The sequence below is a fragment of the Achromobacter sp. LC458 genome (assembly GCF_001005835.2).
Lineage (GTDB): Bacteria > Pseudomonadota > Gammaproteobacteria > Burkholderiales > Burkholderiaceae_B > Achromobacter > Achromobacter spanius_B.
This window is the reverse complement of sequence record NZ_LBHW02000042.1, coordinates 22,641-42,280: the sequence shown is the minus strand read 5'-3', so window position 1 is coordinate 42,280 and position 19,640 is coordinate 22,641. Positions and strand designations below refer to the sequence as shown.

Genomic DNA, 19,640 nt, shown 5'->3' with positions numbered 1-19,640 from the left:
TGGCCCCAACGAACGGCCGATTCCAATTTAATGAATGGATCGGCTTGATAGCCAACGGCAATTTACCTGCCGTGCAAACCGGGGGCGCCAGTGAGAATGGGGTGATCGTAGCGAGGCGCGGGCGCAGTGTCCAGCCTGCGGCACGCGGGCGAATTCAGAGTGGGCGGCCGCGCAACTGTCGTGCGTTTGTCCGGCTGGCGCGATTACACTAGTCCGCCTTGGTGAACCGCCGTTTCGGCGCGCGCCGATCCGTTCGATACGTGGAGCCTTTACATGGTGGACGCCAGCCTGCAACCCCGTTTGGAATTCGTCACCTGCGCCAGCCCGGCGGGCTTGCACCGGATGGCGTATTGGGAGTGGGGCGACCCGGCCAATGACCAGGTGCTGCTCTGCGTGCACGGCCTGACGCGTAGCGGCCGGGATTTCGACGTGCTGGCCCGCCGCCTGGCGTCGCGCTACCGCGTCGTGTGCCCCGACGTGGTGGGCCGTGGCCGGTCGGACTGGCTGGCCAACCCCGCGTTCTACACCGTGCCGCAGTACGTGTCCGACTTGGTCACGCTGCTTGCGCGGCTGGCTCCGGCCCGGCTGGCCTGGGTGGGCACGTCGATGGGCGGCTTGATCGGGCTGGCGCTGTCGGGCGCCGCGGTATTCGCCGGCGCCATGCAGGCGATGCGGCCGCACGCGGGCATGCTGCCGCCCGGTCAGGGCATCCAGCTGGACAAGCTGGTATTGAACGACGTGGGCCCGCGCCTGGAAACGGGCGCCTTGTCGCGCATCGGCCAATACGTCGGTCAGCCGGGCGAATTCGCCACGTTTGAAGAGGCGGTGGCTACGATGCGCGCCAATTCCGAAACCTTCGGCCCGCACACCGACGCGCAATGGACCGAGCTGGCCCGGTTCCTTTACCCGGAGTTCGATGGCAAATGGGTCAAGCACTACGACCTGGCGCTGGCCCAGGCGCTGGCCGCGCAAACGCCGGACGAATTGGCCGCCGGCGAACAGATCCTGTGGCGCTCGTATGACGCCACGCCGTGCCCGATCCTGATCGTGCGGGGCGAAAAGTCCGATCTGCTGACCCGCGCCACGGTTGACGAAATGCTGAAACGCAATCCGCGCGCGCAGGCGCTGCAAGTGCCGGGCGTGGGGCACGCGCCCACCCTGATCGCGGATAGCCAGGTGGAACCCGTGGCGGCGTTCCTGTTGGCTTGAATGTCCGCCGTGCGATTACGGGGACGGCACGGCGCTATTCAGCGCGGCGGGCCTTCTCTACAATAGCCCGATGACATCGCCCACCCTGAACATCGATCTGCATTGCCATTCCACTGTGTCCGACGGCGCGCTGGCGCCTCGCGACGTGGCGCAGCGCGCGCACGCCAACGGCGTCGACGTCTGGGCATTGACGGATCACGACGAGGTAGGCGGGCTGGCCGAAGCGGCCAGCGCGGCCCAGGACCTGGGCATGCGGTTTTCCACCGGCGTTGAAATTTCGGTCACGTGGGCGGGCTTGACGGTGCACATCGTGGGCTTGCAGTTCGACCCGAACAACGCCGACTTGGTGGCCGGCCTGCGCCAGACCCGCTCGGGCCGCGCCGAACGCGCCAAGCGCATCGGCGACCGGCTGGCCGACATGGGCATGCCGGGCGCCTACGAAGGCGCGCTGCCGTTTGCCGGCAACCCCGAACTGATCAGCCGCACGCACTTTGCGCGCTACCTGGTCGAAGCGGGCTACTGCCCCGACGTGCAAACCGTCTTCACCAAACACCTGGGCGACGACCGCCCCGGCCATGTGCCCATGCAATGGGCCACGCTGGCCGAAGCCGTGGGCTGGATCCGCGGCGCGGGCGGACGCGCGGTCATCGCGCACCCGGGCCGCTATAAGTACACGCCGCTGCAATTCGCCGCGCTGTTCGACGAATTCCTGCAATTGGGCGGCGAGGGCATCGAAGTCACCACCGGCAGCCACACCGTCGAAGAAGCGCGCCAGTATGCCGAGGTCGCGCGCCGCTACGGCTTCCTGGCATCGCGCGGGTCTGACTTTCACAGCCCCAAGGAAAGCCGGATCGACCTTGGCCGCCTGCCGTCGCTGCCGTCCGACCTGAAGCCGGTCTGGCACGATTGGTTCTGACGCGGGCGGCCCGCGCCGCCCCGCCTGCCAGCCCCGACTAATGTGATTGCGCCGTCACGGCGCCAGTGCTTGAGCATCGCCATGAATAAAGCCTTTGTTAAAGAGTCCGACAACGAGGACGACGACGACCTGCCGCAAGCCCAGGCTTTGCCCGTGGGCACCAAGAACTACATGACCCCCGAGGGCTACGAACGCCTGCGCGCCGAACTGACGCACCTGATGAACGTCGAGCGTCCGTCGGTGGTGCAAGTGGTGTCGTGGGCGGCGTCCAACGGCGACCGCTCGGAAAACGGCGACTACCTCTACGGCAAGAAACGCCTGCGGGAAATCGACCGCCGCATGCGCTTTTTGACCAAGCGGCTGGACATCGCCGAAGTGGTGGACCCGGCCTTGCAGCCCAACCGCGACCAGGTCTTTTTCGGCGCCACGGTGCTGTATAGCGACAAGGCCGGCGAAGACCACACCGTCACCATTGTGGGCGTGGACGAGGCCGAGCCGCTGGCCGGCAAGATCAGCTGGATTTCGCCGGTGGCGCGCGCGCTGATCAAGGCCAGGGAAGGGGACACGGTGGTGTTGCGCACGCCGGGTGGCATCGAAGAGCTGGATATTCTGGAAGTGCGCTACCCGTAGGCGCGACGGGCCGAAAAAGGCAAAAGCCGGAAAAGGGCAAAAGGGCAACAGGGTCCGCGCGCAAACCGGAACATTGCCCGCCGCCCAAAAAGGAAACAGGCGCCAGCTTTTGACTGGCGCCTGTTTGGTTGGGAGGGCTCTGACGTCCCTGCCTCGGTTTGGCGGCTTGCGCCGTCGTTCCCCTGGGGCTTGCTGCTTAAATCGATGCGTAGGTGTCGGTGTCGGCGTTGGCGTTGGCGTTGGCGTTGGCGTTCACCGAGCCGGCCTTACTTCTTGCGCGCGGCGATGGACTTTTCGGCCATGTTGACCAGGTCTTCGCCGATCTGCTTCTTCCACTTGTCATACACGGGTTGCGTGACCTTGGCGAAGGCGTCGTGTTCGGCCTTGGACAAGGATGTCACGGTCACGCCGTGGCCTTCAATTTCCTTCAGCAGCGACGGGTCTTCGGGCGTGACGCCCTTGCGCGCAATCACGATCTGCTGCTTGCCGGCATCCAGCGCGGCTTGGCGCACGATGTCGCGATCCTTTTCCGACCACGAATTCCACACTTCGCGGTTCACCACGAAGATCAGCGGATCCGCCACGTAGTTCCACAGCGTCAGGTATTTCTGGCCCACCGTGTACAGCTTGGAACCCGTGTAGATCGACAGCGGATTTTCCTGCCCGTCAACCGCGCCGCTGGCCAGCGCCGGTTGCGCATCGGCCCAGCTCATCTGCGTGGGGTTGGCGCCCAGCGCGGTGAACGTGTCGATGTACAGGGGCGATCCCACCACGCGCAGCTTCATGCCCTTCATGTCATCGGGCTTTTTGATGTCGCGCTTGGAATTGCTGAGCTGGCGGTAACCGTTTTCGCCCCAGGCCAGCGGCACGACGCCGGCCTTTTCAATCAGCTTGAACATTTCGCGGCCCACGTCGCCTTGCACCAGCGCGTCGATGGCGGCGTAGTCGGGCATCAGGAAGGGCAGCGAGAACAGGTTCAGCTGCTTGACCTGCGGCGACCAGTTGATGGTGGACCCCACGGCCATGTCGATCACGCCCTGGCGGATGGCGGTGAATTCGCGCGTCTGGTCGCCCTGCACCAGCGACGTGCCCGGGTACACCTTGATGTTGATGCGGCCATCGGTGCGTTCGCGCACCAGCTTGGACCAGATCTCGGCGCCCTGGCCCCACGGGAAGGTCGTGCCCACCACGATGGACAGCTTGTATTCGGGCTTGTAGTTCTGCGCGTGCGCCGGCGTCATGCCGACCACGGCGGCGGCGCACAGCGCGGCGCCGATCAGGTTGCGGAATTTCATGGGGTGTCTCCTCTCTCTGAGTGTGTCTGTTGTTGTTGTCGGTTGTTTGTTGTCGGTCGTTGATGGTTGTGCTGCAACCTGCTCTTTCAATAGCCCAGCTTTTTCGGCAACCACAGCGCCAGCTGCGGAAACACCAGCACCGCCACCAGCACCAGGAACATGGCGCCCAATAGCCACACCACCCAGCGCACCGTGGATTCCATCGGCACGCGCGCAATGCGGCACGACACCATCAGGTTCACGGCGAGGGGTGGGGTGAACTGGCCCAGCGCCACCTTCAAGGTCAGGATCACGCCGAACCACACCGGGTCCCAGCCGTAGGCATTGGCAATGGGCATCAGCAACGGCACGAAGATCAGGAAGATCGAAATGCCGTCCAGGAACATGCCCACCGTCATCAGCAGCAGAATCAGCAGCGACAGCACGCCCCATTCGCCCAGGCCGGAATTGACGATGGCGTTGGTGATCGGGTCAATCACGCTAAGCGTGGACAAGGCCCAGGCGAAGATGCCCGCCAGCGTCACCACCAGCATGATCACGGCGGACAGCTCGGCCGCCTCGCGCAAGATGGTGTACAGGTCGCGCAGCTTGATGGTGCGGTGGATGAAGCCGCCCACGAACAAGCCGTAGAACACCGCCACGACCGCCGCCTCGGTGGGCGTGAACCAGCCCAGGCGCATGCCGCCCAAAATCAGCACCGGCGCGGCCAGGCCCCATGACGCTTCGCGCAGGCTTGCCCAGAAGGGCGGGCGCGGCAAGTGCGCCTCCAGCGCGCCCATCTTGTATTTGCGCGACAGCCAGACGGCCGGAATGATCAGCGCGAAACCGGCCAGGATGCCGGGGATCATGCCCGCTGCGAACAGCGCCGGCACCGACGCGCCGGGCACCAGCACGGAATAGATGATGAAGGCGACGGACGGCGGAATCAGGATGTCGGTGGCGGCGCCGGCTGCAACGACGGCCGCCGAGAACGAACCCGGGTAGCCGGCGCGCGACATGGCCGCAATCATCACCGCGCCCACCGCCGCCGCGCATGCCGGGCCCGAACCCGAAATGCCGCCCAGGAACATGGCCACCGCAATCGACACCAGCGGCAGCATGCCCGGGCCCCGGCCCACGATGGCAATCGCAAAGTCCACCAGCCGCTTGGCCACGCCCGAACGGTCAAAGATGGAACCCACCAGCACGAACATGGGGATGGCCAGCAGCGGGTACTTGGCCAGCCCTGCGTAGAAGTTCTGCGGCACGGTCAGCAGGCCATACCAGGGCGTGTCCAGGTTGGACAGCACGATGGCGACGGTGCCGCCGATGCCCAGCGCCACGCCCACGGGCACGCCGATCAGCATCAGCACAATGAAGACAACGAAGAGCAGGGTGGCGATCATTTCGTGTCGGCGCCCCGGGCGATGCGGCGGATGGTGCCCAGCGTGCGCAGCGAGATCGCCGCGGCCATCACGGGCAGCCAGATCGAATACCACCAGGTAGGCACGCCAATGGCCGGCGACGTTTCTTCGTAGATGAATTCGTCGGACACCAGCTTGACCGACAGCACGGTCAGCAGCACGAAAAAGGCCAGCACGCAGCCGTTGGAGATCAAGGCCAGGATGCGCTGGCGGCGGGGCGAGCCGCTGTCCGCCAGGATTTCGATGCGGATGTGGTGGTTGCGCACGAACGCCACGCTGCCGCCCGCCATGGTCAGCACGATCAACAGGAACACCGAGATTTCTTCGGTCCAGGCGAATGACTGGTCGGTGAAGTAGCGCACCAGCACGTTGGCGAAGGTGATCAGCGCCAGCGTCCCCAGCAGGATGACGGCCAGCCAGTCTTCGATGGCAAGCGGCACCTTGACGGCGGGTTCGGATTCAACGGGGATGATCGCTTCGACGGGTTCGGCGGGGGCTTCAGGGCGGGACATGGGTGCGGCGACGGCAGGGCGCTTGGCGCGTTCTAGTCATGGGGTCGCTGCATCCTACCGTCGGCCCGCAGGCGCCGGTCTTCGTGTTTTCCCGTGGTGCGGGGCGGCAACAACATGCTGCGTTGCGTCAGAGTCGGCCGTGCCTTCCGTGCCGCGCGGCGCGTGTCGCCAGCGACAGGGCGCGATGACACCAAGGCTTTACCGCGATATTGCCGTGCACCATTTTTATGCGGCGGCGCCGGAATTCTTTTGTAACATCGGCCGAAATGGCGGCTTGGCAAGCTTCTTGAACAACAGCTCCGGGAAAACCCCCTAAACAGGTAAAATCACTTTTTGCACCCATCCTTATACGGCGCCCGCATCGTGTCCCTAGTTCAGCATCTGCCTGGTTCCTCCGTCCTGTCCTCCTTTCGTCGCGATCGCCTGTTGGCGCAATTGAAGGAAGCCGGCCTGCCGGTGGCCGACATCTCCGCTCGCTACGAGCACTTCGTCAGCACCGACGCCGCCTTGACGGCCGAACAGCAGCAACACCTGACCCAACTGCTGGATTACGGCACCCCCAGCACAGCCGACGCCCCGGCCAAGAGCCTGTCGCTGCTGGTCATTCCGCGCCTGGGCACCATTTCCCCGTGGGCCAGCAAGGCCACCGACATCGCCCACAATTGCGGCCTGTCGTCGGTGCACCGCATCGAGCGCGGCGTGCGCTATGTCATCACCCCCGAACGTGGCCTGCTTGGCACCAAGTCGTTTGACGACGCCATGCTGGCGCGCGCGGCCGACTGCCTGCACGACCGCATGACCGAAACCGTGGTCGACGCCAACTTCGACGGCCAGGCGCTGTTCCAGACGCTGGCCGGCAAGCCGATGCGCACGGTTGGCGTGCAGGCAGATGGCGTCAAGGCGCTGGCCGAAGCCAACGTGTCCTTGGGCCTGGCCCTGTCAGAAGACGAAATCGAATACCTGGCCAAGTCCTTCACCGACCTGGGGCGCGACCCCACCGACGTGGAACTGATGATGTTCGCGCAGGCCAACAGCGAACACTGCCGCCACAAGATCTTCAACGCCGAATGGGTCATCGACGGCCAATCGCAACCGAACACGCTGTTCGGCATGATTCGCGCCACGCACAAGGCGCAGCCGGAAGGCACGGTCGTGGCGTATTCGGACAACGCCGCCATCATGGAAGGCGGCCCCGCGCAGCGCTTCCAGGCCGGCGTGCCCGGCGTCACGGGGCAGGGCGCTGACGGCGCCAGGTACATCCGCCGCGACACCACCGTGCACACCTTGATGAAGGTGGAAACGCACAACCACCCGACCGCGATTGCCCCGTTCCCGGGCGCATCCACCGGCGCGGGCGGCGAAATCCGCGACGAAGGCGCCACCGGTAGGGGCTCCAAGCCCAAGGCCGGCCTGACCGGTTTTACCGTGTCGCACCTGCGTTTCGACGACGCGCTGCAACCCTGGGAAGCCGACCACCACGGCCTGCCCGAGCGCATCGCCTCGCCCTTGTCCATCATGATCGACGGCCCCATCGGCGGCGCGGCGTTCAACAACGAATTCGGCCGTCCCAACCTCTTGGGCTACTTCCGTTCGTTCGAGCAGACGGCAGGCGGCACGCGCTGGGGCTATCACAAGCCCATCATGATCGCGGGCGGCCTGGGCAGCATCGACGCCGGCCTGACCCACAAAGACGTGATTCCCCCTGGCGCGCTGCTGATTCAACTGGGCGGCCCGGGCTTCCGTATCGGCATGGGCGGCGGCGCCGCCTCCAGCATCAGCATGGGCAGCAATTCCGCCGAACTGGACTTCGATTCCGTCCAGCGCGGCAATCCGGAAATCGAACGCCGCGCGCAAGAAGTCATCGACCGCTGCTGGCAGCAGGCCGAGAACAACCCCATCATCGCCATCCACGACGTGGGCGCGGGCGGCTTGTCCAATGCCTTCCCGGAATTGGTCAACGACGCCGGCCGTGGCGCCATCTTCGACTTGAAGCGCGTGCCGCTGGAAGAGTCGGGCTTGTCGCCCGCTGAAGTCTGGAGCAACGAATCGCAGGAACGCTACGTCCTGTCGATTCTGCCGAAAGACCTGGAACGCTTTGACGCCATCGCCCGCCGCGAGCGTTGCCCGTATGCGGTGGTGGGCGTGGCCACTGAAGAACGCCAGCTGCGCGTGGTGGACGGCGAGGGCCTGCCCGGCCTGGACACGATCCGCCCGCAAGGCGAGGCCGAAGTGCGCCCCGTGGACGTGCCGATCGACGTCATCCTGGGCAAGCCGCCGCGCATGACGCGCGACGTGCGCCGCCTGCCGGGCGTGTCCGCGCCGCTGGATTTGGCCGGCATCGACCTGACCGAAGCCGCCTACCGCGTGCTGCGTCACCCCACCGTTGCCAACAAGTCCTTCCTGATCACCATCGGCGACCGCACCGTGGGCGGGCTGTCCAGCCGCGACCAGATGGTCGGCCCGTGGCAAGTGCCGGTGGCTGACTGCGCGGTTACCTTGGCCGACTACGAAGGTTTCCGTGGCGAAGCCATGTCGATGGGTGAACGTACCCCCATCGCCATGCTGGACGCCCCGGCGTCCGGCCGCATGGCCGTGGCCGAAGCGTTGACCAACCTGGCTGCCGCCGACGTGGCGCGCCTGGAAGACATCAAGCTGTCCGCCAACTGGATGGCCGCTTGCGGCGTCGATGGCCAGGACGCCGCGCTGTATGACACCGTGTCCGCCGTCAGCGAACTGTGCCAGGCCACCGGCCTGTCCATCCCCGTGGGCAAGGATTCGCTGTCCATGAAAACGTCCTGGGAACAGGACGGCGAGCAGCGCCAGGTGGTCGCGCCGGTGTCCTTGGTGGTGACGGCGTTTGCGCCGGTGGCCGACGTGCGCGCCAGCCTGACCCCGCAACTGCGTACCGACGCCGGCGACAGCGTGCTGATCCTGATCGACCTGGGCCGTGGCCGTCACCGCATGGGGGGCTCGATCCTGGCGCAGACGTACAACCAGATCGGCGAAACCGTGCCGGACATCGACGCGCCGCAAGACCTGCGCGCGTTCTTCATCACCATCCGCACGCTGGCCGAAGCCGGCACCATCCTGGCCTACCACGACCGTTCCGACGGCGGCCTGTTCGCCACGTTGACCGAAATGGCCTTCGCCGGCCGCACCGGTATTTCCGTGAACCTGGACATGCTGACGTTCGATCCGCAATCGGCGGACTGGGGCGACTACAAGATCCGCTCGGACCAGGTGAAGGTGCAGCGCGAAGAACTGACGCTGAAGGCGCTGTTCTCGGAAGAAGCCGGCGCCGTCATCCAGGTGCCCGCCGCGCAACGCGACGCGGTCATGCAAGTGCTGCGCGGCGCGGGCCTGTCGGCTCACTCGCACGTCATTGGCGGCCTGAACGGCGCCGACGAAGTCGAGTTCTACCGCGACGGCAAGAAGGTCTGGGGCCAGCCGCGCGCTGAACTCGGCCGCGCCTGGAGCGAAGTGTCCTACCGCATCATGGCCCGCCGCGACAACCCGGCTTGCGCGCAAGCCGAACTGGACGTCTGGAACGATACGACCGACCCGGGCATGAGCCCGAACGTGTCGTTCGACCCGCAAGAAGACATTGCCGCGCCGTTCATCAACACCGGCAAGCGTCCGCGCGTGGCCATCCTGCGCGAGCAGGGTTGCAACAGCCAGGTGGAAATGGCCTGGGCGTTCGATACCTCGGGCTTCGAAGCCATCGACGTCCACATGACCGACCTCTTGGCCGGCCGCGTGGACCTGGCGCAGATGCAGGGCCTGGTGGCCGTAGGCGGTTTCAGCTACGGCGACGTGCTGGGCGCCGGCGAAGGCTGGGCGCGCACCATCCGCTTCAACAGCCAGTTGTCGGATCAGTTCGCCGCGTACTTCGCGCGTCCGGATACGTTTGCGCTGGGCGTGTGCAACGGCTGCCAGATGATGGCGGCGTTGGCTCCGATGATTCCGGGCGCCGAGCACTGGCCGCGCTTCACGCGCAACCAGTCGGAAAAGTACGAAGCACGCCTGTCGATGGTGGAACTGGCCAAGTCGCCGTCCATCTTCTTTGCCGGCATGGAAGGCGCCCGCATCCCGGTCGCGGTTGCGCACGGCGAAGGCTTTGCCGACTTTTCCCAGCAGGGCGATGCCGGCCGCGTGCTGACCGCCGCGCGCTACATCGACAACCGTGGACTGGCCACCGAAGCCTACCCGTTCAACCCGAACGGCAGCCCGGGCGGCCTGACTTCCGTCACCACCGCCGATGGCCGCTTCACGGTGATGATGCCGCACCCGGAACGCGTGACCCGCAACGTCATGATGTCGTGGGCGCCCGAGAAATGGGGCAGCGCCGACCAGGGTGGCACGTACAGCCCGTGGATGCGCATCTTCCGCAATGCGCGCGTCTGGCTGAAGTAAGCCCCGGGGCGGCAATGCCGCCGCCGTATGACAAAAAGGACGGGCCACGGCCCGTCCTTTTTGTTGTCACTGCGTCCGCTGTGACGCTTAACTGGCAGCCGCCCGCAGCGTTCCCGCCTCGCGTTCGAACTGGCTGGCCAGCTCTTCCGCCGCGGGCGTCAACGGCTGCGATGTGCGTTGCAGCAGCCCGATCACGTAGTCGGGCAGCGGGTCGGTGATGGGCACGATGTCCAGTTGTTCGCGCAGCATCCCGGTGGCGATCAACGTGGTCGGCAGCAACGCCATGCGGTCGCTGTTGGCCACCAGCGCCGCCGTGTCGATCACCCCGTCCGTGTGCATGTCCACGCGCGGCGTGCCCAGGCCGGCCTGCAAGAACACGTCGTACACCGACGCGCCGGGCTGGCCGGGCGGCCCCGCCACCGCGAACACCACGTCGCGCAGTTCCTGCAACGCCTGGGCTTGCCGCAAAGGGTGGTTGCGGCGCGCCGCGACCACCAAGGGGCAGGTCAGCAAGGCGCGCGCGGTCAGGTTCGGGTCGGCTTGGTCCGTGTTGACGGGGCAGATGGCGAAATCCAGTTGCCCATCGCGCAGCAGCGGCATCAGGGAATGGTAAAGGCCGCTGCGGCAGTGCAGTTCAACCTCGGGGTAGCGCTGCCGAAAGCGCTGAATCGCCGTGGGCGCCAGCAGCACCGAGGCCGCCGCCGAAATGCCGTATTGAACGGTACCCAGCCGTTCGCCCCGCATCTGCGCCATGGTGTCGCGGGCGCGCTTGGTTTCGTGAACCAGGTATTGCGCGTGCGGCAAGAAGCGCTTGCCGTAGTCGTTGGGCCGCATCCCCTTGGCGTGCCGGTCGAATAACGACAAGCCCAGCGTGCGTTCAAGACGCCGCAGGGACTTGGTCATTGCCGGTTGGGTTTGTCCGGTGGCGCGGGCTGCCGCGTGCACGCTGCCATGTTGCGTGACGGCAAGAAAATCGAATACCTGCTGCAACTTCATGTTGATGCCCCCCTATTGCTCAGTCGAGCTTGCTGAAAGGTCCCCGGCTACTCATCCAAAGTGCTGACCGACCGTAGTTCATTAGCTGTCAAGGTAGCAAGCAAGAGCAGGGCGCCGCAGCCGTGTCCAGCGCATGCGGATTCAACACTGGCGCGGCTTGCGGGCCGATTGGGGCTTGCGAGGCATCGCCCGCTGACAATCTTTTGTAACGTAATGAGATATTTAACTTTTCGTTGCAACCTGCCGTAAACCCGTAGAGCGTAATGCAACCCGGAGTGGCTTTTCATGTTCAAGAACCTAAGTATTCGCGCAATCCTGACGACCGCCTTGGGCGTCTTTTTCGCGCTTTTCCTATTGACCGGCGTGGCCGTCTATCAACAATTGACCTCCAACCGCACCTCGATCGAAGTGCTGCTGGACACCAACCTGGTCCGCGCCAACGCGGTGGATGGCGCGGGCGCTGAACTGCTGCGCGCCCGCCTGGTGCTGCTGGCCGCGCAGAGCGCGCTGCTGGAAGGCAAGTCCATCGACAACATGGCCAGCATGCAGCGCCTGGATGGCTATACCAAGAAGGCGTCTGATTTGATCGACGCCGCGCGCAAGCTTCCAGAAACTACGGAAGTGGGTAAGCCGTTGTTCGACGGCGCGCTGGCCGCCTACGACGTCTATGTGCGCGACGCCATTGCGCCGATGGTGGCGGCCATTCGCGCGGGCAAGCCGCAGGACGCCAGCCGCCTGAACCTGGAAAAGGTCACGCCGCTGGGCATCCTGTTCACGCAGGCCATCCAGAAGTACGTGGATTACGCCGACGACGTGGGCCAGCGTGTGGCGCGCGAGGCGTCCACGCGCATCAATGGCGCGATCGTCGTGCTGATCTGTTTGTTGGTGGTGGTGGCGGTGTTGGTGGTCAGCCTGTACGCGATCTTTGCGCGTTCGGTGTTCCGTCCGCTGCACGAGGCCGGCCGCTTGTTTGACCGCATTGCCGGCGGCGATCTCAGCAACCGCATCGAGCAGCGTGGCAATAACGAAATCGGCGTGCTGTATGCCGCCGTCAAGCGCATGCAGGACAGCTTGTCGCGCACCGTGTCGGCCGTGCGCCTGGGCGTGGAAGAAATCCACACCGGCTCGCGCGAGATCGCGGCGGGCAACATCGACCTGTCGTCCCGCACCGAGCAGCAGGCCGCGTCGCTGGAAGAAACGGCCGCCAGCATGGACGAGCTGTCATCCACGGTGAAGAACAACGCCGACAGCTCGCGCAGCGCTTCGCAATTGGCGTCGGCGGCCTCGGAAGTGGCCACGCGCGGCGGCAAGGCCGTGGGCGACGTGGTGGGCACGATGCGCGGCATTGCGGATAGTTCCAAGCGCATCGCCGATATCGTGGGCGTGATCGACGGCATCGCCTTCCAGACCAACATCCTGGCGCTGAACGCGGCGGTGGAAGCGGCGCGCGCGGGCGAGCAGGGCAAGGGCTTTGCGGTGGTGGCCAGCGAAGTGCGCGCCTTGGCGCAGCGCAGCGGCCAGGCGGCCAAGGAAATCAAGGGCTTGATCGACGAGTCGGTGCAAAAGGTGTCGATCGGTTCGGACCAGGTGGAAGCCGCGGGCGCCACCATGCAGGAGATCGTGACGTCGGTGCGCCGCGTGACGGACATCATCAACGAAATCTCCAGCGCGTCGGAAGAGCAGTCGCAAGGCATTCAGCAGGTGAACCAGGCGGTGTCGCAGATGGACAGCGTGACGCAGCAAAACGCCGCGCTGGTCGAGCAGGCGGCCGCATCCGCCGCATCACTGGAAGCCCAGGCGCAACGCCTGCGTGAAGCGGTGGCGGTGTTCAAGCTGCAAGCCGGCGGACAGGTGATCGATGCCGACGCCGCTGCCTTGGGCCGCAATGGCGAACCGGCGCTGCTGGGCGCCTGAGCCGGGGTGTCTTAGCCGGGCCCCCGACCGGGGAGCCTCAACCCAGCCTTTCCCAGCCTGCCCTGGGCCGATCGCGACACCGCCGTCGGCCAAAAAGAAAAGCGCCCCTCGGGGCGCTTTTCTCATTTCCGTCTTACTGGTCCAGCTGAATATTGGCGTCGGCGGCGACGTTCTTCCACTTCTTCACGTCGCTGGCGATCACTTGCTGGAATGCGTCCGACGAACCAGCCACCACCGTGCCGCCCAGGCTGGCCAGCTTGGCCTTCACTTCCGGCGTGTTCAGGGCCTTGACCGACGCGTCGTGCAGCGCCTTCTTCACGTCATCCGGCAACCCCTTGGGCGCCAGCAAACCGTTCCAGGCATTGGCTTCGTAGCGCGGCAGGCCGGCTTCCTTGAAGGTGGGCGTGTCGGGCAGTTCGGGCGAACGCACGTCGGCCGCGATGGCGATGGGCCGGATCTGGCCGCCCTTGATGTACGGCAGCGACGCCGGCACCGGTTCCCAGATCATCGACACCTGGCCGCTGATCACGTCGGTGAACGCCGGGCCCGCGCCACGGTAGGCGATGTGCATCAGCTTGGCGCCCGTCATCGACTTCATCAGTTCCATGGCCAGGTTGCCCAGCCCGCCCGCGCCGGACGAGGCGTAGGTGAACTTGTCGGGGTTGGCCTTGGACGCGGCGATCAGCGCGTTCAGGTCGGTGGCGGGAAAGTCCTTGGTCACGCTCAGCACGCCCGGCACCGTCACCAGCTGCGTGATGGCGGTGAAGTCCTGCACGGGGTCATACGTCAGCGACTTGTACACGGCCGGGTTGGTGCCGTGCGTGCTGGACGAAGCCAGCAGCAGGATGTAGCCGTCGGGCGCGGAGTCCGCCACGAAGCGCGTGCCGATCGAACCGCCCGCGCCGGCCTTGTTTTCAACGACCACGGTGGCGCCCAGCTCGGTGCCCAGCTGCGCGGCGAACACGCGGCCGATGATGTCGGCGGTGCCGCCCGGTGCAAACGGCACGATCAGGCGCACAGGCTTGGCGGGGTAGGCGGCTTGCTGGGCAGACGCGGCGCCGGCGGCCAGCGTGGCGCCGGTCAGCAGTGCCAGCGCGATGGTGGTTTTCTTGAAAGTCATCAGTGTCTCCAGGCGAAGGTTAGTCGAGGCTGCGGGCGAGCCAATCGACGATCAATTCGGCGATCTGGTCGCTATTGCGGTCCAGCATGCAGAAATGGGAATTGCCGGCGATGCCGGTGGCGGGCAGGTCCAGCACGTCGGCGCGCTGGCCGGCCGCGCGCAGCGCCGCCCAGTACGCATCGGTTTGCGCGCGGTAGCGCTGCCAGGTGTCGTCGGCGCCAAAGTGGTCGCCCCACACCAGCAATTGCGGGGGCAGGCCGGGGGCGGCGGCGGCGGGCGTGCCAGTGGGTTCCAGCGCCACCACGGCGCGTACCGTGCTGGCGTATTCCTGGGCCAACAGCGTGGCGTAGCCGCCGCCCTGGCTGTGTCCGACCACGATGCACGGGCCGGTAAGGTCGAGCAGGGCGCGGTAGGCGTCCAGCGCCATCTCGCCATGCGTCAGCCAGCGCGGCACGAACTGCTTGGCGAACGTGTCGAAGGCCTCTACCGGGAATTGCTGCGCGGGATAGGCGCGGCGCGGCTGGCCGGCCGGTGCATAGCCGGCTTCCGAGCCGATGCGAAACAGGCGCCACGCCTCTTCCTTGGAGCGAAAGATGGGCGCGCTGTCGTACACCTGCGGGTACATGGCCCAGGACGCGCGGCCCCGTTCGGGCGCGTCGGATACGAAAACGTCATAGCCCGATTGCAGCAGCCGCCACAGCCAGCCCTGGCGTCCGTCCGGCGTGCTTTCCCATTGCGCGCCCGTCATGCCGCCGCCGTGCCAAAGCAGCACGGGGTAGGGGTGGCGCGGTTGTGCCAGCCGGTATTCCTGCACGTACAACTGCCCGACGGGGTAGCCGCCGTTCATGTCGATCAGGCGGGGCGCGTTGTCAACGACCTGCATTTGCTGCATGGGCACGCCGCCGGCCACGGCCTCGGCACCGCCCACGAAATGGCTGCGGATGGACTTGAGCAACACGGGGGAGTCGGGCATCAGGGTTTTCCAGAAGTCGATGCCGGGATGTTAGTTGCCAGATGTTTCTGTCTTGTGCAAAATGCGCAATGCCTGTGCCGAATCGGCACAGATGAACCAGGGCTGGGACGGAGCAATACCGATGGACACGAAATGGCTGGAGGACTTCGTCGCGCTGTCGAAGTCGCGCAATTTGTTCCAGGCGGCCGAGGCGCGCAGCGTGACGCACCCGGCGTTCGGGCGCCGCATCAAGGCGCTGGAGGAATGGGCGGGCGTGCCGCTGGTGGAACGCGGCCATCAGGTGTCGACGCTGAACGCGGCCGGGCGCAGCATGCTGGCGGCGGCGATCGATGTGCTGGATATCCTGCGCGACACGCGCCAGGCCCTGCAAAAGCCCGAGCAGGAGCGCAATCGGAAAATCACCATCGCGTCGGGCAAGACGCTGGCGCATTCGGTGCTGCCCGGCGTGATGGCGCGCGTGCAGCAGGGCATGGCGCCGTTTCAGCTCAAGGTGGTCACCACCACGCTGAACTACGGCGTGGACATGCTGGCCGATGGCGAAGTGGACTTTCTGCTGTGCCACGCGCACGAGCCGCTGTACGCAAAGATCGACAACCCCGGCTACCGGTGGCGCCGCGTGGGCGCCGACAAGCTGGTGGCTGTCAGCGCGCCGGTGGCGGCGGGCGGGCGGCATCCGCGCTACGCCGTGCCCAAGCTGCCGTCCGATCCGCCCGTGCCTTTTTTGGCCTATGCCGACAGCATGTCGCTGGGGCGCATCCTGGACGATCGGCTGCGCGGCTTGTGCCTGATCGGGCAGTTGCAGACGATGTACGAGTCGGACCTGGCCGACGCGCTACACGCCATGGCGCGCCAAGGGTTCGGGCTGGCCTGGCTGCCGCACACATTGATCGAATCGGATCTGCGCGCAGGCACCCTGGTGCGCGCCGACAGCGCCCGCAATGACATCCATATGGAAATCCGAATTTATCAATCGGTAGACAACGCCAAACCCCTGGCGCGCGATGTGTGGGGGCGTATCGAAGCGTACGCGGCTCGATGACGCACTTGCGTGGGGCGACGCCGACTGGGGGCTGCCATAAATGACGGCGAGCCGACGCCGCCGACGCCGCGCCCGCGCCCCGCGATGGCGGCCACGGGCATAAAATACCGGATTACCCCAATCCCGCCCCCCACGCACCCTACAGGATTCCGCGCCATGAACGCCCGTATCCCCGACGACGCCCTGCCGCCCACCCTTGATCCCGACGCCCTCCAGGCGTTTGTCGACGACAAGTGGGACAACGAAATCATCCCCGCGCTGACCGACTACATCGCCATCCCGGCCAAGAGCCCGGCGTTTGACGCCGACTGGGAAAAGAACGCGTTCATCGAACGCGTGGTGCGCGATGCCGCCGCCTGGGTCGAAGCGCAAAAGGTGTCCGGCCTGAAGCTGGAAGTGGTGCGCCTGCCTGGCCGCACGCCCGTCATCTTCTTTGACGCGCCCGCCACGCGTAGCGACAACGGCGACACCGTGCTGCTGTACGGCCACCTGGACAAGCAGCCGGAATTTTCGGGCTGGCGCGCGGGCCTGGGCCCGTGGACCCCCAAGTATGAAGACGGCAAGCTCTATGGCCGTGGCGGCGCGGACGACGGCTATGCCGTGTACGCCTCGCTGACCGCCATCATGGCGCTGGACAAGCAGGGCATCCCGCGCCCGCGCTGCGTGGGCATCGTGGAAACCTGTGAAGAATCGGGCAGCTACGACTTGCTGCCGTACGTGGACGCGCTGCGCGACCGCCTGGGCAACGTCGCCCTGGTGGTGTGCCTGGATTCGGGCGCGGGCAACTACGACCAGCTCTGGATGACGACCTCGCTGCGCGGCATGGTGTCGGGCACGCTGGAAGTGCAGGTGCTGGACGAAGGCGTGCATTCGGGCGATTCCAGCGGCGTGGTGCCGTCGTCGTTTCGCATCCTGCGCCATCTGCTGGACCGCCTGGAAGACAGCGCCACCGGCCGCCTGCTGCCGCAAAGCCTGCATTGCGAAATTCCCGCCGAACGCGTTGAACAAGTGGCCGCCACCGCGCGCATTCTGGGCGACGAAGTGTGGCGCCGTTTCCCCTGGAGCTGCGGCGCCGAGGGCGGCTTTGTGCTGCCGATGACGACCGAGCCCGAACAAGCGCTGCTGAACCGCACGTGGCGCCCGACCTTGTCGGTGACCGGCGCCGAAGGCCTGCCGCCGCTGTCCAGCGCCGGCAACGTGCTGCGTCCGCGCACCGCATTCAAGCTGTCGCTGCGCCTGCCGCCGCTGATCGACGCCGTGGCCGCCTCGCAGGAAATCAAGGAACTGCTGGAAGCCGACGCCCCCTACAACGCCAAGGTCATCTTCAAGGCCAACGAAGGCGCCGCCACCGGCTGGAACGCACCGGCTTCCGTGCCCTGGCTGACGCAGGCGCTGGACGCAGCGTCCCAGCAGTACTACGGCCAGCCTTGCGGCTATATCGGCCAGGGCGGCACGATTCCGCTGATGAGCATCCTGCAAAAGGGCTTTCCGAAAGCGCAGTTCATGGTGTGCGGCGTGTTGGGTCCCAAGTCGAACGCGCACGGCCCCAATGAATTCCTGCACGTGCCCTATGGCAAGAAGCTGACGGCCGCCGTTGCGCAAACCATGGCGGCCATGCCGGCATGATTTCGACTTCCGACGCTTATGCCAACGTGGTGGCTGAAACCCGCCACTGGCTGAATCAGGCCGTGATCGGCCTGAACCTTTGCCCGTTCGCCAAGGCGGTTCAGGTCAAGGACCAGATCCGCTTTGCCGTCAGCGACGCCACCGACGCCGAAGGGGTGCTGACCGACTTGCAGGACGAGCTTGCCCTGCTGGCCGAGACCGACCCCGAGAAGATCGACACCACCTTGTTGATCATTCCCGACGCGCTGGACGACTTCCTGGATTTCAACGATTTCGAGGACCTGTCCGACCGCCTGCTCAAGCGCATGCGGCTGTTGGGGGAATTGCAGGTGGCCACGTTCCACCCGCAATTCCAGTTTGCCGACACGCAGCCGGACGACATCGAGAACTACACCAACCGCGCGCCGTACCCAATCCTGCACTTGCTGCGGGAAGACAGCATCGACCGCGCGGTGGAGTCGTTTCCGGACGCCTCGGACATCTATGAAAAGAACATCGACACGATGAAAAAGCTGGGCCTGGAAGGCTGGAAAAAACTGATGACCCGGCCCTAGGCATCCATTTCGCCGTTTGCTTCGTATATGGGATGACACCCCGCGGGCTGCCCCCCGCCGGGTAGACCCTTCCCACGATGCGACAGGAGACGGCGGTGCCACACTTTTCACTGATCGCGCGGGCGCGCGGCGATGCGTAGCGTGCCCGTGGCGTCTTTGCTGGCGATGCTGCTGGCCGGCTTGCTGATCCTGGGCTTGGCGGCCTGCTCGCCGCTGACGGTGCTTAACGGGGCGGTGCCCGACAACGCCAGCCGCATCGTCACCGATGTGGCCTATGGCGACGACCCGCGCCAGCGCGTCGATATCTACGCGCCACCCGGGGTGCGCAGCCCGCCCGTGGTGGTTTTCTTCTATGGCGGCAGTTGGCGCAATGGCTCGCGCGCCGACTACAAATTCGTAGGCGACGCGCTGGCCTCGCGCGGCATCCTGGCCGTGATTGCCGATTACCGCCTATACCCCGACGCCGCCTATCCCGACTTCCTGGACGATTGCGCGCGCGCCGTCGCGTGGACGCTGCGTCACGTGGCCGACTACGGCGGCGACCCCGCGCGCGTCTTCGTGGCGGGCCACAGCGCGGGGGGCTACAACGCCGCCATGATCGCGCTGGACCCGCGCTGGCTACAGCGTCAGGGCGCCTCACCGTCGATGCTGCGCGGGTGGATCGGCATGGCCGGCCCCTATGACTTCCTGCCGATCGTGGCGGCCAGCCTGAAGCCGGTCTTCCATTTTCCGGGCACGCCGCCCGACTCCCAGCCGATTACCCACGTCACGGCCCACGCGCCGCCCACCTTGCTGATGGCCGGCATGGCGGACACCACGGTCGACCCGCATCGCAACACCGAAGGCCTGGCCGCCGCCTTGCAGGCCGCCCATGTGCCCGTGACGTTGGTGCGTTACGACGGCCTGGGGCACGCACTGCTGGCCGGCGCGCTGGCGCGTCCCTTGCGCTGGCGGGCGCCGGTTCTGGACGACTTGGCGGGTTTTGTCTTGGATGCGTCGGGCGGGCCGCTGCGGGCCGACCCATAGCGCGTTCAAGTAGC

The 19,640-nt window shown here is 66.1% G+C and carries 15 protein-coding genes; 9 read left to right on the top strand and 6 right to left on the bottom strand.

Annotated features, from left to right (window positions below):
- The first annotated feature begins 273 nt into the window (after window positions 1-273).
- The 3 genes from YH64_RS25270 to greB all read left to right on the top strand — a co-directional run bounded on the left by YH64_RS25270 (window position 274) and on the right by greB (window position 2,755).
- The gene (locus tag YH64_RS25270; protein ID WP_046806949.1) at window positions 274-1,209 is read left to right on the top strand and encodes an alpha/beta fold hydrolase; all 936 of its coding nucleotides are present in this window, start codon (window positions 274-276) and stop codon (window positions 1,207-1,209) included.
- Window positions 1,210-1,279: 70 nt separating this feature from the next.
- Entirely contained in the window at window positions 1,280-2,125 is an 846-nt protein-coding gene (locus tag YH64_RS25265; RefSeq protein WP_046806948.1) for a 3',5'-nucleoside bisphosphate phosphatase, read from the top strand.
- Window positions 2,126-2,206: 81 nt separating this feature from the next.
- On the top strand, window positions 2,207-2,755 hold the full coding sequence (gene greB, locus YH64_RS25260; protein ID WP_046806947.1) for a transcription elongation factor GreB: 549 nt from the start codon (window positions 2,207-2,209) through the stop codon (window positions 2,753-2,755).
- A 266-nt stretch (window positions 2,756-3,021) separates the two neighbouring features.
- Here greB and YH64_RS25255 read toward each other — a convergent pair whose 3' ends face one another.
- The 3 genes from YH64_RS25255 to YH64_RS25245 form a co-directional block, all read right to left on the bottom strand.
- Complete coding sequence (locus YH64_RS25255) at window positions 3,022-4,050, bottom strand: DctP family TRAP transporter solute-binding subunit (protein WP_046806946.1); 1,029 nt, start codon at window positions 4,048-4,050, stop codon at window positions 3,022-3,024.
- Window positions 4,051-4,136: 86 nt separating this feature from the next.
- Window positions 4,137-5,435: a TRAP transporter large permease gene (locus tag YH64_RS25250; RefSeq protein ID WP_046806945.1), complete on the bottom strand. Its 1,299-nt coding sequence runs from the start codon at window positions 5,433-5,435 to the stop codon at window positions 4,137-4,139.
- On the bottom strand, window positions 5,432-5,965 hold the full coding sequence (locus YH64_RS25245; RefSeq protein WP_046806944.1) for a TRAP transporter small permease: 534 nt from the start codon (window positions 5,963-5,965) through the stop codon (window positions 5,432-5,434). Before YH64_RS25245 ends, YH64_RS25250 begins: the two co-directional genes overlap by 4 nt.
- A 363-nt stretch (window positions 5,966-6,328) precedes the next feature.
- On the opposite strand from YH64_RS25245, the gene purL reads away from it, so the two are divergent.
- Entirely contained in the window at window positions 6,329-10,378 is a 4,050-nt protein-coding gene (gene purL, locus YH64_RS25240) for a phosphoribosylformylglycinamidine synthase (RefSeq protein ID WP_046806959.1), read from the top strand.
- An 87-nt stretch (window positions 10,379-10,465) separates the two neighbouring features.
- Here purL and YH64_RS25235 read toward each other — a convergent pair whose 3' ends face one another.
- Window positions 10,466-11,374 (bottom strand): LysR substrate-binding domain-containing protein, encoded by a 909-nt coding sequence (locus tag YH64_RS25235; RefSeq protein ID WP_046806943.1) that lies wholly within the window; start codon window positions 11,372-11,374, stop codon window positions 10,466-10,468.
- Between the two features lie 285 nt (window positions 11,375-11,659).
- Between YH64_RS25235 and YH64_RS25230 the strand changes: the two genes are divergently transcribed.
- Window positions 11,660-13,288, top strand: a complete 1,629-nt coding sequence (locus YH64_RS25230; RefSeq protein ID WP_046806942.1) for a methyl-accepting chemotaxis protein — start codon at window positions 11,660-11,662, stop codon at window positions 13,286-13,288.
- Window positions 13,289-13,421: 133 nt separating this feature from the next.
- Here YH64_RS25230 and YH64_RS25225 read toward each other — a convergent pair whose 3' ends face one another.
- Complete coding sequence (locus YH64_RS25225; RefSeq protein ID WP_046806941.1) at window positions 13,422-14,408, bottom strand: tripartite tricarboxylate transporter substrate binding protein; 987 nt, start codon at window positions 14,406-14,408, stop codon at window positions 13,422-13,424.
- A 19-nt stretch (window positions 14,409-14,427) separates the two neighbouring features.
- Window positions 14,428-15,381 (bottom strand): alpha/beta fold hydrolase, encoded by a 954-nt coding sequence (locus tag YH64_RS25220; RefSeq protein WP_046806940.1) that lies wholly within the window; start codon window positions 15,379-15,381, stop codon window positions 14,428-14,430.
- A 121-nt stretch (window positions 15,382-15,502) separates the two neighbouring features.
- Between YH64_RS25220 and YH64_RS25215 the strand changes: the two genes are divergently transcribed.
- The 4 genes from YH64_RS25215 (at window position 15,503) to YH64_RS25200 (ending at window position 19,626) form a co-directional block, all read left to right on the top strand.
- The gene (locus YH64_RS25215) at window positions 15,503-16,420 is read left to right on the top strand and encodes a LysR family transcriptional regulator (protein ID WP_046806939.1); all 918 of its coding nucleotides are present in this window, start codon (window positions 15,503-15,505) and stop codon (window positions 16,418-16,420) included.
- A gap of 156 nt (window positions 16,421-16,576) precedes the next feature.
- Entirely contained in the window at window positions 16,577-18,046 is a 1,470-nt protein-coding gene (locus tag YH64_RS25210) for a M20 family metallopeptidase (RefSeq protein WP_046806938.1), read from the top strand.
- The gene (locus YH64_RS25205) at window positions 18,043-18,600 is read left to right on the top strand and encodes a DUF1415 domain-containing protein (RefSeq protein ID WP_143215530.1); all 558 of its coding nucleotides are present in this window, start codon (window positions 18,043-18,045) and stop codon (window positions 18,598-18,600) included. Before YH64_RS25210 ends, YH64_RS25205 begins: the two co-directional genes overlap by 4 nt.
- A 132-nt stretch (window positions 18,601-18,732) precedes the next feature.
- On the top strand, window positions 18,733-19,626 hold the full coding sequence (locus YH64_RS25200) for an alpha/beta hydrolase (RefSeq protein WP_082134622.1): 894 nt from the start codon (window positions 18,733-18,735) through the stop codon (window positions 19,624-19,626).
- Window positions 19,627-19,640 lie beyond the last annotated feature (14 nt).

Coding starts and splice junctions, on each gene's coding strand:
- YH64_RS25270 (WP_046806949.1), top strand. CDS start 274: ATGGTGGACGCCAGCCTGCAACCCCGTTTGGAATTCGTCACCTGCGCC.
- YH64_RS25265 (WP_046806948.1), top strand. CDS start 1,280: ATGACATCGCCCACCCTGAACATCGATCTGCATTGCCATTCCACTGTG.
- greB (WP_046806947.1), top strand. CDS start 2,207: ATGAATAAAGCCTTTGTTAAAGAGTCCGACAACGAGGACGACGACGAC.
- YH64_RS25255 (WP_046806946.1), bottom strand. CDS start 4,050: ATGAAATTCCGCAACCTGATCGGCGCCGCGCTGTGCGCCGCCGCCGTG.
- YH64_RS25250 (WP_046806945.1), bottom strand. CDS start 5,435: ATGATCGCCACCCTGCTCTTCGTTGTCTTCATTGTGCTGATGCTGATC.
- YH64_RS25245 (WP_046806944.1), bottom strand. CDS start 5,965: ATGTCCCGCCCTGAAGCCCCCGCCGAACCCGTCGAAGCGATCATCCCC.
- YH64_RS25235 (WP_046806943.1), bottom strand. CDS start 11,374: ATGAAGTTGCAGCAGGTATTCGATTTTCTTGCCGTCACGCAACATGGC.
- YH64_RS25230 (WP_046806942.1), top strand. CDS start 11,660: ATGTTCAAGAACCTAAGTATTCGCGCAATCCTGACGACCGCCTTGGGC.
- YH64_RS25225 (WP_046806941.1), bottom strand. CDS start 14,408: ATGACTTTCAAGAAAACCACCATCGCGCTGGCACTGCTGACCGGCGCC.
- YH64_RS25220 (WP_046806940.1), bottom strand. CDS start 15,381: ATGCCCGACTCCCCCGTGTTGCTCAAGTCCATCCGCAGCCATTTCGTG.
- YH64_RS25215 (WP_046806939.1), top strand. CDS start 15,503: ATGGACACGAAATGGCTGGAGGACTTCGTCGCGCTGTCGAAGTCGCGC.
- YH64_RS25210 (WP_046806938.1), top strand. CDS start 16,577: ATGAACGCCCGTATCCCCGACGACGCCCTGCCGCCCACCCTTGATCCC.
- YH64_RS25205 (WP_143215530.1), top strand. CDS start 18,043: ATGATTTCGACTTCCGACGCTTATGCCAACGTGGTGGCTGAAACCCGC.
- YH64_RS25200 (WP_082134622.1), top strand. CDS start 18,733: ATGCGTAGCGTGCCCGTGGCGTCTTTGCTGGCGATGCTGCTGGCCGGC.